The following is a 13617-nucleotide window of genomic DNA, read 5'->3' on the forward strand; positions in this document are numbered from 1 at the left end:
CCTCACCCCTCGCCGCCCTGCACCACCACCAGCAACTGCGCCTGGCGCTCGCCGACCGAACGCAGGCGGTGCGGGGTCTGGGCATTGAAATGCAGGGCATCGCCCGCCTCCAGCAACACCCGTTCGCTCATGAAGTCCACCTCCACCTGGCCCTCGTGGACGAACAGGAACTCCTCGCCTTCGTGCTCCTTGAAAGTCGGGTCGCTGAACGCGGTCGGTGGCTGGATCAGGAACGGCAGCAGGCTGCGCTGGCCAACCTGGGAGGTCAGCACCGCATATCCCGGCCCCTCGCCACCACCCACCAGCGCCTGGCGCTCGCCGCGGCGCACCAGGCTGTAGCGCGCCTGGCCGTCGTGCTCGCCGTCGAACAGCTCCTCGACATTGACGTTCAGCGCCCGCGCCAGCTTCAGCGCGGCGGCGATCGACGGCGTGTTGAGGCCGCGCTCGACCTTGGACAGGTAACTCTTGGTCATGCCGGACTTGTCGGCCAGTTGCTCAAGGGTGATGCCCAGTTTCTTTCTCAGCAGTTTCAGTCGGATAGACATGTGACGCGGGTTTCCCGAACAAACGCACTTGCTTATGACACTTTGTGTCATATAGGATTATTTGTGTCATCTGATGGCTCGCCCCCTCACCGTCCAAAGCTCGGGGGCGAGCCAGCCCTGACATCCGTCATCACGCCACAGAGGAAAGCTCCCCATGGCCAATACCCTTACCCTCAGCAAAGACCAGCTGGTGCAAAAGGCACTGACACAGATGCAAGGCTCGCTTGCCGATAATACGTGGACTGTGCGCGAAAAGCTGGCCCTGACCTGCCGAATTCTCTTCGATAACGGCCACGACTCGGGCCTGGCCGGGCAGATCAGCGCCCGCGGTCCGCAGCCGGGCACCTTCTACACCCAGCAACTGGGCCTGGGCTTCGACGAAATCACCGCCGGCAACCTGCTGCTGGTCAACGAAGACCTCGAAGTGCTCGAAGGCCAGGGCATGCCCAACCCGGCCAACCGCTTCCACAGCTGGGTGTACCGCGCCCGCCCCGACGTCAACTGCATCATCCACACCCACCCCACCCACGTCGCCGCGCTTTCCATGCTCGAAGTGCCGCTGCAGGTCTCGCACATGGACCTGTGCCCGCTGTACGAGGACTGCGCGTTCCTCGAGGCCTGGCCGGGCGTGCCGGTGGGCAATGAGGAAGGCGAGATCATCAGCGCCGCCCTGGGCGACAAGCGCGCCATCCTGCTCTCGCACCACGGCCAGCTGTCCACCGGCACCAGCATCGAGCAAGCCTGCGTCTATGCCCAACTGATCGAGCGCGCCGCGCGCCTGCAACTGCTGGCGATGGCCGCCGGCACCATCAAGCCGATCGCCCCGGAGCTCGGCCGCGACGCCCACGACTGGATCGACCGGCCCAAGCGCCACGGCGCCGCCTTCAACTATTACGCCCGGCAGGCGCTGCGCCAGCACGCCGATTGCCTCGCCTGACCCCATCTTGCCTTGCTTGCGGAGCCACACACCATGACCACTCGATTCCACGGCATCATCGGCTACACCATCACCCCGTTCACCCAGGACGGTGAACAGCTTGACCTGCCGGCCCTGGGCCGTTCCATCGACCGCCTGATCGACGGCGACGTCCACGCCATCGCGCCGCTGGGCAGCACCGGCGAAGGCGCCTACCTGAGCGACGGCGAATGGCAGCAGGTCGCCCAGTACAGCCTGGAGCGCATCGGCAAGCGCGTGCCGAGCATCGTCAGCGTCTCCGACCTGACCACCGCCGGTGCCGTGCGCCGCGCCCGCTTCGCCCAGCAGCACGGCGCCGACGCGGTAATGGTGCTGCCGGCGGCCTACTGGAAACTCAGCGAAGCCGAGATCGTCCAGCACTACCGCGCCATCGGCGCGGCCATCGATTTGCCGATCATGCTCTACAACAACCCGGCCACCAGCGGCACCGACATGCCGGTGGAGCTGATCCTGCGCATCGTCCGCGAGGTGGACAACGTGACCATGGTCAAGGAGAGCACCGGCGACATCCAGCGCATGCACAAGCTGCAACTGCTCGGTGAAGGCCAGGTACCGTTCTACAACGGTTGCAACCCGCTGGCGCTGGAAGCCTTCGTGGCGGGCGCCACGGGCTGGTGCACGGCGGCGGCCAACCTGATTCCCGAACTGAACCTGCGGCTGTACCAGGCGGTGCAGAACGGTGAGCTGGAACAGGCCAAGGCGCTGTTCTACCGCCAACTGCCGTTGCTTGACTTCATTCTCAAGGGAGGTTTGCCGGCGACCATCAAGGCTGGCCTGGAGATGACCGGGTTGCCGGTGGGCGAGCCGCGCCGGCCGGTGTTCGGGCTGGATGCCCAGGGCCGCGACCAGCTGAAGGCGCTGCTCGACGCCTTGTATCAGGGCTGACATCGTCAACGTGCCTGTGGGGGGCCACTCCCACAGGTCATCTACACACTTGAGAACACCGCCCCGACCCGGACGGTGTTCTGATCAGCGCTGGCGCGCCACCTGCCACAACCGCGCCACATCCCCGGCCCGCGCCTTCAGCAGCGTCTCGGCTTGGTCACAGGCCTGCTCCAAGGTCATCGGTCCGCTGGCCAAGGCAAAGGCGGCGTCGATGCCCTGTGCGTACAACTGCTCGTAACCGGCCCCCAGGGTCCCCGCCAAAACCACCACCGGTACACCATGTCGCCTGGCCACGCGCGCCACCCCAAGCGGCGTCTTGCCGCGCAGGGTCTGGGCATCGAAGCGTCCTTCGCCGGTGATCACCAGGTCCGCGCCCTGCACCAGGCCATCGAGCCCGGCCAGCTCGGCGACCACCTCGACGCCCGGGCGGAACTGCGCGCCCATGAACGCCTTGGCGGCAAACCCCATGCCCCCGGCCGCGCCGCTGCCCGGCTGGTCACGCACATCCGTGCCCAGCAGGCCTGCGCAATGGTCGGCGAAATGTGCCAGGGCCTGGTCCAGGGCCTGCACCTGCTCGGGGCTGGCGCCCTTCTGCGGGCCGAAGATCGCCGAAGCACCGTTGTCCCCGCACAACGGGTTGTCGACATCGGCGGCAACCTCCACCTGGACCTGCGCCAGGCGCGGGTCCAGGTGGCTGGCGTCGATGCGCGCCAATTGCGCCAGGGCCAGTCCGCCCTCGGCCAACGGTTCGCCCTGGGCATCCAGCAAGCGCAGGCCCAACGCCCGCAACATGCCGCTACCGCCATCATTGGTGGCACTGCCGCCGATGGCCAGGACGATGCGCGAGGCACCGGCCGCCAACGCCGCCGCCACCAGTTCGCCGGTGCCCCAGGTGCTGCTGCGGCAAGCGTCGCGCTGGCCGTTGGGCACCAGCTGGATGCCACTGGCCTGGGCCATCTCGATCACCGCCGTGCGGCTCTCGGCCAGCCAACCCCAACCCGCCTCGACCGTCTCGCCCAACGGGCCGCGCACCACCTGGCGACGCAGTTCGCCATGGCTGGCGGCGACGATCGCCTCCATGGTGCCTTCGCCGCCATCGGCCATCGGGCATTCGATGCGCTCGGACGCCGGCCAGACTTCGGCCAGGCCGGCGGCGATGGCGCGGGCGACACCGGCAGCATCGAGGCTGTCCTTGAACGAGTCGGGGGCGATGACGATCTTCATGGGGATTCTCCTGTCCTGTTGTCGCGCATGCTGACAGGTGTACGCCACGCCAGCCTCGGTCGGATGCACAAAACCCAGGGGCGTTGATTGGGCGGATGCCTCTACAGCCCCTTTGCCGGCAACAACTGCAACCCCAAATACAGGCTCAGCATCCCCTCCATCCGCAACGGGTCCACCTCCCCCAGCTCGGCGATCCGCTCCAGCCGATAGCGCAGGCTGTTGCGATGGATTCCCAGGGCCTCGGCGCAGGCCTGGCTCTGCCCGTCATGGGCGCACCAGGCGCGCAGGGTGAGCAGCAACTGGCCACTGGCGTCCTTGGCGCGGATGCGCTGCAACGGTTCGAGCAGCTCATCCAGGGCATCGTCGTTGCGATGCCGCCAGAGCAAAGCCGGCAAGCGGTAGCGCTCCAGGCTCAGCAGACGCTCGTTAGGCAGCACTTCACGGCCGTAGGCCTGCAGGTCGCGAACCCGCCGATAACCACGGCGCAACTGCTCCAGGCTCTGCGCCGGGCTGCCCAGGGCCAGGCGTTCGACGTCCCAACCATGGCGCTGCAGGCGCTCGAACAGGCGCGGCTCGTCCAGCACCACGCCCGCCGGGCGGCACCATAGCAGCGACTGGCGTGCGGGACTGACGCACCAACTGTCCGGGTAGCGACTCATCAGCCAGGCTGACAGGGCCTCGGCAGGCGGCCCGGCGCGCAGCTCGAACAGACAAGGGATCCGTGGCAGGTTGGGCTTGAGCCCCAATTGCTGGGCCTCGTCGACCAGGCGCGGTGACTCACCGCTGCCGCCCAACAGCAGCGCCAGCAGGTCGTCGCAGCGCTGGCGACGCCATTGCTGCTCCACCTGCAGGTGACGCTGGGCCAGCAGCATCTCGGCGGTCATGCGCACCAGCTCGCCGTAGGTGCGCAGTTGCTGCGGATCACCGGTCAGCCCCAGAACGCCGATCAGCCGGCCATCGAGCATGAGCGGCAGGTTGACGCCGGGCTGCACGCCCTTGAGGCACTTGGCCGCTTCCGTATCCAGCTCGACGATGCGGCCGTTGGCCAGCACCAGTTGCGCGCCTTCGTGACGGGTATTGATGCGCTCGGGCTCGCCACTGCCGAGGATCAGGCCCTGGCTGTCCATCACATTGACGTTGCACGGCAGGATGGCCATCGCCCGGTTGACGATGTCCTGGGCCAGGTCGTGGTCCAGCTCGAACATGTAAGGGTCCTTCGGCATTGGTCGACGGCACAGCAGCCTGCACCTGACACTGTGCAAAAGCACAAAGACAGCCGCGCTACACTCCCCGAGACTGCTCAAGGCGAGCGCCGGCACAGGCGACGCGGTGACAACCATAACAACAGAGAACCCGATCATGGCACACAGCCCCGCCCCTGACCAAGGCATCGAGATCACCCGCAACGCGCTGTACCGGCGCATCACCCTGCGGCTGATCCCGTTCATTTTCATCTGCTACCTGTTCAACTACCTGGACCGCGTCAACGTCGGCTTCGCCAAGCTGCAGATGCTCGACGCGCTGAAATTCAGCGAAACCGTGTACGGCCTCGGCGCCGGCATCTTCTTCATCGGCTACGTGCTCTGCGGCCTGCCCAGCAACCTGGCACTCAACCGCTTCGGCCCGCGGCGCTGGATCGCGCTGATGATGATCGCCTGGGGCAGCCTGTCCACCTGCCTGCTTTTCGTCACCACCCCCACCGAGTTCTATGCCCTGCGCCTGCTCACCGGCGCCGCCGAGGCGGGCTTCTTCCCAGGCGTGGTGCTGTACCTCTCGCGCTGGTTCCCGGCGGACCGCCGCGGCCGCATCATGGCCCTGTTCATGTCGGCGATCCCGGTATCCGGCCTGCTCGGCGGCCCCTTCTCCGGCTGGATCCTCGAGCACTTCGCCGCCGGCCAGCATGGCCTGGCCGGCTGGCAGTGGATGTTCCTGATCCAGGGGCTGCCCACCGTGGTGCTCGGTGCGCTGGCCATCGTGCTGCTCAGTGACGGCTACCAGACCGCCAAGTGGCTGAGCCCGGCCGAGCGCCAGCTGATCGAGGCGGACCTCAAGGCCGACGCAGCCAGCAAGCCGGCCACCCGCGGTGACAGCGTGCTGTCGGTGCTGACCAACCCGCTGATCTGGACCTTCGGTTTCGTCTACTTCTGCATCCAGAGCGGCGTCTACGCCATCAACTTCTGGCTGCCGTCGATCATCAAGAACATGGGCTTCGACAACCCGCTGCTGATCGGCTGGCTGAGCGCCATCCCGTACCTGTTGGCGGGTGTGTTCATGATCCTGGTCGGCCGTTCGGCGGACCTGCGCAACGAGCGCCGCTGGCACCTTGTGGTGCCGATGCTGATGGGCGCCCTGGGCCTGCTGATCGCGGTGAACTTCGCCGGCAACCCGCCCATCGCCATCCTCGGCCTGTCCATCGCCACCATGGGCGCGCTGACCGGCCTGCCGATGTTCTGGCCGATGCCCACCGCGCTGCTGACCGCCGGCACCGCCGTGGCGGGCCTGGCGATCATCAACTCGGTGGGGCAGATGGCCGGTTTCCTCAGCCCTTACCTGGTGGGCTTCATCAAGGACCAGACCGGGTCGACCGATGCGGCGCTGTATGCGCTGGCGGGGTTGATCGTGGTCGGCAGCCTGGTGGCGTTGCGGGTTTCGCGGGGTGGTAGTGCTGCCTTGGCAGGTGCCCGCTCGTAACGTTAACGCCCTATGTAGGAGCGGCCTTGTGCCGCGAAAGGGCTGCAAAGCAGCCCCAGGATCTCAGCGTCGACGCATGAGTTGCCGGGGCTGCTGCGCAGCCCTTTCGCGGCACAAGGCCGCTCCTACAGGGGGGAAACGGTACTGCTAGTTACGAGGCTTCCACCCCGCCTCTTGCAACGCCGTCAGCAGCGTATCCCCCTCCAGCGCCGGCACCACCAGCCCACCCTTGCCCTGCATCGTCCGCCCCGCCAGCAAGGCATTGACGATCGCCTCCTCCACCGCCTCCGCCGCCGCCATGAACAACCCCGAGATATGGTCGTTGTTGAGCATTTGCACGCCTGTGCACTGGGCCAGCCCCTTGCGCCCGTAGTCAGCGGGCGGCAATCCCTGGTTGCCGGTGGAAAACGCCAGGAAGATATCGCCGCTGGAGTCCTCGGTACCGCCACCGGTGCGGGCGATGCCGATCGACGCCCGCTGCGCCAGGCGCTGGCACTGGTGCGGCAGCAACGGCGCGTCGGTGGCGATCACCACCACGATCGAGCCCATCCCCGGCGTGCCCGCCTCGGCCTCGGCGAAGGGCGACGGCAGGTGACCCAGCTGGCGCCCCACCGGATAGCCGTCGACCCGCAGCTCGCGTCGCTGGCCATGGTTGGCCTGGACCAGGACACCGACCGTCCAGCCCCCCTGCCCGTCCTCCAGGCGCCGCGAGGCGGTGCCGATGCCGCCCTTGAACTCGTGGCAGATCATCCCCGTGCCACCGCCCACCGGGCCTTCCTGCACCGGGCCTGACTCCGCGGCCTGCTGCGCCTGGCGCACCTGCGCCGGCGTCACGTGCTGGCCCCAGATGTCATTGAGCAGGCCATCGTAGGTTTCCATCACCACCGGCATGCACCAGTACACCGCGTCGTCCGGCAGGCGCTCACGCTCGGCGCCGATCAGCGCGTCGCGCACCACGCCGACGCTGTGGGTGTTGGTGATGGCGATCGGCGTGGTCAGCAGCCCGGCCTCGCGGATCCACTCCAGCCCCGTGGCGTCGCCGTTGCCGTTGAGCACGTGGCAGCCGGCGAAGCACGGCTGCTGACGGGCCGCGCCCGCGCGCGGCTCGATCAGGGTCACCCCGGTGCGGATCGGCGCCGGGCGTTGCTCGTCGATCAGGGTGCTGTGGCCGACCCGTACCCCTGGAACGTCGGTGATGGCATTGAACGGGCCCGGGGTGCCGTGGCCGAGGGTGATGCCCAGTTGACGCGCACGCATGTGTACTCCTTGGATGCTCACAATTTCTGGAAAGTCGGGCTGAGGCGGCCGTGGGTGCTGTACAACACCATCGACACGGCCAGCAGCCCGAGAATGATCAACAGGTCGCGCAGCGATGCCTCGCGCAGCAAGGTCACCAGCAGCCAACCGGCGCCGCTGACCGCCAGCAACGCCGGCAACGGCCACAGCGGCATGCGGTACGGGTGCTCACGGTCGCGGCGCAGCACCCGGCTGCACAGTGCGCAGGCCGCCACCACCAGGTAGATCAGCAACAACAGCAGCACGGTGAACGAAGTCAGTTGTTCCAGGCTGCCGGACAGGCTCAGCAACGCCGACGGCACGGCCAGGAACAGGGTCGCCAGCCACGGCGATTCCCAGCGCGGGTGGATCAGCGTGAAGGCGCGGTTGAGGGTTGGCGTCCAGATCGCATCGCGGCCGCTGCTGTACACCACCCGGCCGACCTGGATGACGATGGCGACGATGGCGTTGAACACCGAGAGGAAGATCCCGGCACTGACCAGCCGCGCCAGGGTCTGGTTGCCGTGGGCGGTGAGCAGGTAGCCGATCGGGTCGCCGCTGGCCAGCATCGCCTGCAACGACGGTGCGCCGATCAGCAGCGCCGCCAGTGGTATCACCTCGATCGCCACTACCACCGCCAGCGACCACAGCACCGCCCGGTGCACGGTACGGCCACGGTCCTTCATGTCCTCGGCCAGCAGCACCGCGCCACCGTAGCCGTTGAAGGCGAACAGGGCCATGCCCACCGCCCCCAGCACCAGCGCCCAGGGCGCGACGACCAGGCTGCCCTGCTCGAGCATCTGCGGTTGCAGCAGGCTTGCCACCGGCTGGCTGGCGTTGCCGAAACCCAGTGTCACGATCACCAGCAGCGCGGCGACTTCGCAGAACAGGAACAACCCGGTGATCCAGGCGTTCAGGCGAATATTGAGGATGCCCAGCGCATAGCTCGACACCACGATCACCAGGGCCACCGCCTGGGTGTCGAACGTGGTACCCAGGGCGTTGTTCAGGTAGGTGGCGGCACCGGCGGCGAGTACCGGCGGGATGAACAGCATCGAGGCCAGCACGGTGAGGAAGGTGGCGTAGCCGGCCAGCCCGCCGAACACCCGCTTGGCGTACACGTATTCACCACCGGCGGAGCTGTGGGCACGCCCCAGCTCGGCGTAGCACCAGGCGAACATCAGCGCCAGGGCCGCGGCCATGATGAACGAGAGAAAGGCGCCGCTGCCGGCCTGCTGGATGGCGAAGGGGGCGATGACGAACACGGAACTGGCCGGGGTCACCGCCGACACGGTGATGGCGACCACGTCGAACACCCCCAGCCGTTGCTGGAGTGCGCCCGTGGGCGCTGCGCTGGAGCTCATGGCGTTTTTCCTCTGGTTGTTATTGGTTGTGAGGGGAAAACCGGTCACGCGGCCGCTGGACCTGGGCTGGACTGTAGGCTGGCGCAGCGACCGGGCCAATTACCTAAAGGGGGTACGCCTCTTGACGGGGAGCGGGAAACCTCACAAGACTGCGCAATCGCAGGTCGAATTTTGTGGGAGCGGGCTGGTCCCGCGATGGCGTAGCGTCAGGCAACCCTGCAATATCGCGGGGCAAGCCCGCTCCCACGCCCCCCTCATTCCAGCCAACTGACTAGTAACAGTCGCCAGCAATGGGGTCTCATGCACAACCTGTTCACCGAAGCCAGCACTCACGCAGGCCTGGCCCGCACCGTCGAGCAGATCGGCCAGCCGCGTTTCTGGCGCCAGTTGATCCTGCTGTTGCAGCAGTGGCTGGTGTTCGACAACGCCCTGGCGATGTTCTACCCCCGCGCCGGCCTGCCCCGGGCGCTGGAGATCTTCGATGCCCGGGGTGAAGGCAACCCCGAGGCCATGGCCCTGTACCTGAGCGGCCTGTACCAGCTCGACCCGTTCTACCAGGCCTGCCAGGAGCGCATCGGCGACGGTCTGCACAGGCTCGAGGAAGTGGCACCGGACCAGTTCCGCCAGAGCGAGTACTACCTCAAGTACTTCCACGACCATGTGCTGGAAGACGAGGTGCAGTTCATCGTGCAGTTGGGGGACAGTGGCGCCCTGTCGCTGTCGCTGGGACGCCGCGAGCGGTTCGACAGCGCCAGCCATGGATTGCTGGCGGTGGTCTGCCCGTGGGTGGTTGCGCTGATGGCCCAGCACTGGCTGCAGCAGAGCCTGCGCCCGGCGCCCGTGGCAGGCATGGCCCATCAGGTGCGCGACGCCATGAGCCTGTTCGGCGCCAAGGTGTTGTCCGAGCGCGAGCTGGAGATCGCCCGGCTGATCCTGCGTGGCTATTCATCCAAGGCCATGGCCGAGCGCCTGGCCATTTCCCCGGAAACCATCAAGGTCCATCGTCGGCATCTCTATGCCAAGCTGGATATCTCGTCGCAACCGGAGTTGTTCTCGTTGTTCCTGCAATCGCTGGGGCATGATCCGCAGGATCCCTGAGCCCGCCGCACAGCGTTTGCCAAGACGCTCACGGACGCGCCGGATCTGCCAGCCCCTGCCAGGCACGCAGCACGGCATAGCCACGCCAGGGCCGCCAACCCTGCGCAGCCTGTGTCGCGGCCTTGGCGCTGTTCACCCCCAGCGCCTTCTGCAGTGCCACGTCACCCGCCGGAAACGCATCGGGCCAGCGCAACGCGCGCAAGGCGATGTACTGGGCCGTCCAGTCGCCGATGCCGGGCAAGTCCCGCAACTGGGCGCAAGTGGCCGCGACATCGACACCGGGGCTCAGCAGCAGGCGCCCCTCCCCCACGGCCTCGGCCAAGCCCTTGAGGGCGGCCTGGCGCTGGCGCGTGATGCCCAGTCGGCCAAGGGCGTCACCACTGGCCGCCGCCAGGCTGGTCGGTGTGGGAAACAGACGGTCCAGCGCTGCAACGGGCGTCTGGATAGACTCACCAAAGGCGCCGACCAGGCGCGCGCCCAGCGTGCGCGCGGCGGCCACGGTGATCTGTTGGCCAAGCACGGCACGCACCGCCAGCTCGAAACCGTCCAGCGTACCGGGCACACGCATGCCTTCGCTCGCCGGGAACGTCGCCTGCAACACACTGTGGATCGCCACCGGGTCGGCATCCAGGTCGAACGCGGCCCGCACACGGTTGATCAGCGTGGGCAAAACGCCTGCCAGGCTGTCACTGATGGTCACCTGCGCCTGGGCACGCTGGTCGTCAAGGCTCACACTCAGCCAGCCGCTGCACGCCTGCTGGCCCTGCACAAGGCGCAGGGTGCGCATGTACTGCCGGCCCTCCACCCATTCCAGGCCCGGGATGGCGCGCAGGCGCAGGAAGCCCAGTATCGACTCCACGTCATAGGGCGGGCGCCAGCCCAGGCGAACGCTCACCCCTTGCCCATTCGCGGTCGAGCGGGCGCGACGCAACGTACTGGGATTCAGGCCATAGTGCTGGGAGAACGCATCGTTGAAGCGCCGCACACTGCCAAAGCCACTGGCCAACGCCACCTGGGTCATCGGCAGTTGCGTGTCGGCGATCAGTTGCTTGGCCGCCAGCAGCCGACGTGTCTGCAGGTACTGCAGCGGCGAAACCCCGAAATGCGCCTCGAAGATGCGTCGCAGATGGCGGTCGCTCACCCCCAGGTGCCGGGCGATATCGACCATCGTACGTACGTTCTGCGGCTCGTCCAGCATGCGCGCCGCCTGCACGGCCAGGATGCGCGAGGCATCCTCGGTGCTCCACGCCACCGCACGCGGCGCCAGCTCAGGGCGGCAGCGCAGGCACGGCCTGAAACCCGCCGCCTCGGCCTGGGCGGCATGCCGGTAGAACCGCAGGTTGTCACGCCGTGGCGTCTTGACCCGGCACACCGGCCGGCAATAGATGCCGGTGCTGGTGACCGCGGCGAAGAAGGCGCCATCGAAGCGCGCATCGTGCGCCTTCAAGGCCAGGTAGCAGGCATCGCTTTCGGGAGAATCGATTAGGTTGGTCATGAGCGACATCCTATGCCCTGGATTCGCTTGAGGCTCGCCATTTTCGGACATATGGCTTGCAGGGTTTCCCCTGTCCTGCAGACAACAAAAAATCCGATGCCTTGCGGCATCGGATTCTCATCGATCGATCACGTCGGCAGGCCTCGACTGCCGGGCATCAGGCACGTCTGCCCGATGCAGGTTCGATCAGGCGGTCGGCGCCTTGCGGGTGCGTGCGGGCGCCTTGGTGCCGTTGATCAGCGGCCCGTAGCGTCGGCTGAACTCCTGGTTGTAGGGTACGTGGTCCTTGTTGACCCCGTTGTCCCAGTTGACCGACCAGGTCATCAGGCCCTTGATCGACACGCCCTTGGCGTACAGGCGCTTGAACGCGTTGGTCACCGCCGTCGGGTTGACCACGTAGCCGGTGGCGGCGGCATCGACGTTGGCCGGCAGGCCGATGACGAACTTGTCGGCCGGGATCCGGGTGAAGCCGCGGGTGCCGCTGACCAGGCTTTCGGTCAGGTAGAAGAGGAAGTCCTCTTTGAGCGCATCGTTGTTCTGGGCAATCCAGGCGCCCCTGCCGTTGTTGGCCTCCTGCACCCACAGCCCGTCGCCACCCTGGTTGTAGAACTGCGGGGCGATGAAGTCGTAGTAGCCCTCCAGTGCCTTGAGGTAGTCGACGTAGCGCCCGGCGCTGGTCAGGTAGGGGAACTCCGGTGCCATGCTGATGATGAAATGCTTGCCCTCGGCGGCATAGTGATCCTTCACCAGCTTCAGCGCGGCGGGCAGGACGGTCTTGTTGGCGGCGAAGTCGATCGCGCTCTGTTCAAGATCGATGTCCAGCCCGTCGAAACCGTAGGTTTCCACCAGGCGGATGATTTCATTGGCCAGCGGCTGTTCGTGGCCCGGGTTCAGCGCGATATGCGCATCGGCACCGCCCAGCGACATCAGCACCGCCCTGCCCTGGCTGTTGAGCACGCCGACCTGGCGGCGGAACTCGGCATCGGACAGGTTGTACGGCTTGAAGGTCGGGATGCCGCTGCCCTTCATGAACGCCACGGCCACCACGTTGTAGTCGCGCGGCACCTCCTCCAGGCTCATGTTGGCGAACTGCCCGCGCTGGTAGCCGTCCGCAGGGCCCGCCGGCCAGTTGTGCCAGTAGCCCATGAGGATCTTCTTGCCCTCGAGGCTGGGCATGCGCGAGGCGGCGTCGTCGCGCGCGGCCTTCAGTTGGGTAAAGTCAATCTTTGACATGTTCCAATCCTTTAGAACGTGTGGAAGATCCGCGGACTTACTTGAAGTCGACGTCGAAGGCCTGGTAGAAGGCGTTGCCGGTGTTGGCGACGATCCACATCAGGACGATCACATGACGGCCCTTCTTGTTGGCCGGCAGCTTCACTTCGTGGTCGACCTTGGCCTTCAACTCGCCGGCATGGCTGTAGTACGGCACCTGTGGGTAGAAGTCCTCGGCGAACGGCTTGTCCTCCAGCTGCGCACGGCTGATGCGCTGTTTCGGATCCCAGCCGTCCTTGGTGATCAGCCAGCGGTAGCCGCGGGTGGTGTGCGGCGCGGTGTAGCGCCAGGTCACCTTGAACAGCTGCCCGGGGTCGACGTTGACCAGCGGCCAGGTGAAGGCGCGGTTGAGCTTCTTGCTCATCTCCTCGTCGGTGAAGTTGACGCAGTCGCGGGCGTCGGTCTTGCCACCGCTGAGGATGTAGCCGTCGGCGGGCGGGGCGACGCTTGGGTTGTCCGACTGGAACGGTGCGGGGAACGGGCCGGCCGCCAGGGCCGGGAAGTTCTTGCCGCCTTCCATTTCGTCGACCTGCCAGCCGCTGAGCACGCCCAGGTCGATGGCGACGGCGCCGCGGGAGGCCGGGGAAGTGACGCGGCCATGGCGAAGTGGGTTCTGGTTTTGTGGTTGGTTCATGTTCATAGCTCCATTTGATTTGAGAACTCTCCCTTTCCGAAGGAGAGGCCTTCAAACTAACGGAGCTGGATTTAATGTCCACGGGGCGATTTTGCGCACCGAAGCCGGGAGCTGGAAGAAACCCCAATGAATACTGGATATTCATACAGTACCACTAT

General features: G+C 66.6%; 12 protein-coding genes. 4 read left to right on the forward strand and 8 right to left on the reverse strand.

Features of this window, described 5'->3' with window-relative positions:
• Window positions 1-2: 2 nt before the first annotated feature.
• Complete coding sequence (locus tag POF53_RS09880) at window positions 3-545, reverse strand: helix-turn-helix domain-containing protein (RefSeq protein WP_198743306.1); 543 nt, start codon at window positions 543-545, stop codon at window positions 3-5.
• Between the two features lie 154 nt (window positions 546-699).
• Here POF53_RS09880 and POF53_RS09885 point away from each other — a divergent pair, with 154 nt between their 5' ends.
• A complete protein-coding gene (locus POF53_RS09885) occupies window positions 700-1482 on the forward strand; it encodes an aldolase (RefSeq protein WP_203647018.1) in 783 nt (260 codons plus the stop codon).
• A 33-nt stretch (window positions 1483-1515) separates the two neighbouring features.
• The gene (locus POF53_RS09890; RefSeq protein WP_203647019.1) at window positions 1516-2406 is read left to right on the forward strand and encodes a dihydrodipicolinate synthase family protein; all 891 of its coding nucleotides are present in this window, start codon (window positions 1516-1518) and stop codon (window positions 2404-2406) included.
• Window positions 2407-2490: 84 nt separating this feature from the next.
• On the opposite strand, the gene POF53_RS09895 is transcribed toward POF53_RS09890, so the two are convergent.
• Complete coding sequence (locus tag POF53_RS09895) at window positions 2491-3630, reverse strand: glycerate kinase (protein WP_498967488.1); 1140 nt, start codon at window positions 3628-3630, stop codon at window positions 2491-2493.
• 101 nt (window positions 3631-3731) lie between these two features.
• Window positions 3732-4835 (reverse strand): sugar diacid recognition domain-containing protein, encoded by a 1104-nt coding sequence (locus POF53_RS09900; RefSeq protein ID WP_498967490.1) that lies wholly within the window; start codon window positions 4833-4835, stop codon window positions 3732-3734.
• Between the two features lie 154 nt (window positions 4836-4989).
• On the opposite strand from POF53_RS09900, the gene POF53_RS09905 reads away from it, so the two are divergent.
• Entirely contained in the window at window positions 4990-6321 is a 1332-nt protein-coding gene (locus tag POF53_RS09905) for an MFS transporter (protein WP_254465031.1), read from the forward strand.
• Window positions 6322-6468: 147 nt separating this feature from the next.
• On the opposite strand, the gene POF53_RS09910 is transcribed toward POF53_RS09905, so the two are convergent.
• Together POF53_RS09910 and POF53_RS09915 are read right to left on the reverse strand one after the other, a co-directional pair.
• Entirely contained in the window at window positions 6469-7578 is a 1110-nt protein-coding gene (locus tag POF53_RS09910) for a DmpA family aminopeptidase (protein WP_254465030.1), read from the reverse strand.
• Window positions 7579-7595: 17 nt separating this feature from the next.
• Complete coding sequence (locus POF53_RS09915; RefSeq protein ID WP_232856499.1) at window positions 7596-8960, reverse strand: APC family permease; 1365 nt, start codon at window positions 8958-8960, stop codon at window positions 7596-7598.
• 300 nt (window positions 8961-9260) lie between these two features.
• On the opposite strand from POF53_RS09915, the gene POF53_RS09920 reads away from it, so the two are divergent.
• On the forward strand, window positions 9261-10058 hold the full coding sequence (locus POF53_RS09920) for a helix-turn-helix transcriptional regulator (RefSeq protein WP_254465029.1): 798 nt from the start codon (window positions 9261-9263) through the stop codon (window positions 10056-10058).
• Between the two features lie 28 nt (window positions 10059-10086).
• On the opposite strand, the gene POF53_RS09925 is transcribed toward POF53_RS09920, so the two are convergent.
• The 3 genes from POF53_RS09925 to POF53_RS09935 form a co-directional block, all read right to left on the reverse strand.
• Window positions 10087-11562 (reverse strand): DNA-3-methyladenine glycosylase 2 family protein, encoded by a 1476-nt coding sequence (locus tag POF53_RS09925; RefSeq protein WP_498967493.1) that lies wholly within the window; start codon window positions 11560-11562, stop codon window positions 10087-10089.
• Between the two features lie 177 nt (window positions 11563-11739).
• Window positions 11740-12786, reverse strand: a complete 1047-nt coding sequence (locus POF53_RS09930; protein ID WP_203647036.1) for a chitinase — start codon at window positions 12784-12786, stop codon at window positions 11740-11742.
• A gap of 37 nt (window positions 12787-12823) precedes the next feature.
• Window positions 12824-13459, reverse strand: a complete 636-nt coding sequence (locus POF53_RS09935; RefSeq protein WP_203647037.1) for a lytic polysaccharide monooxygenase auxiliary activity family 9 protein — start codon at window positions 13457-13459, stop codon at window positions 12824-12826.
• Window positions 13460-13617 lie beyond the last annotated feature (158 nt).

It is taken from the genome of Mitsuaria sp. RG (assembly GCF_028369275.1).
Lineage (GTDB): Bacteria > Pseudomonadota > Gammaproteobacteria > Pseudomonadales > Pseudomonadaceae > Aquipseudomonas > Aquipseudomonas peradeniyensis.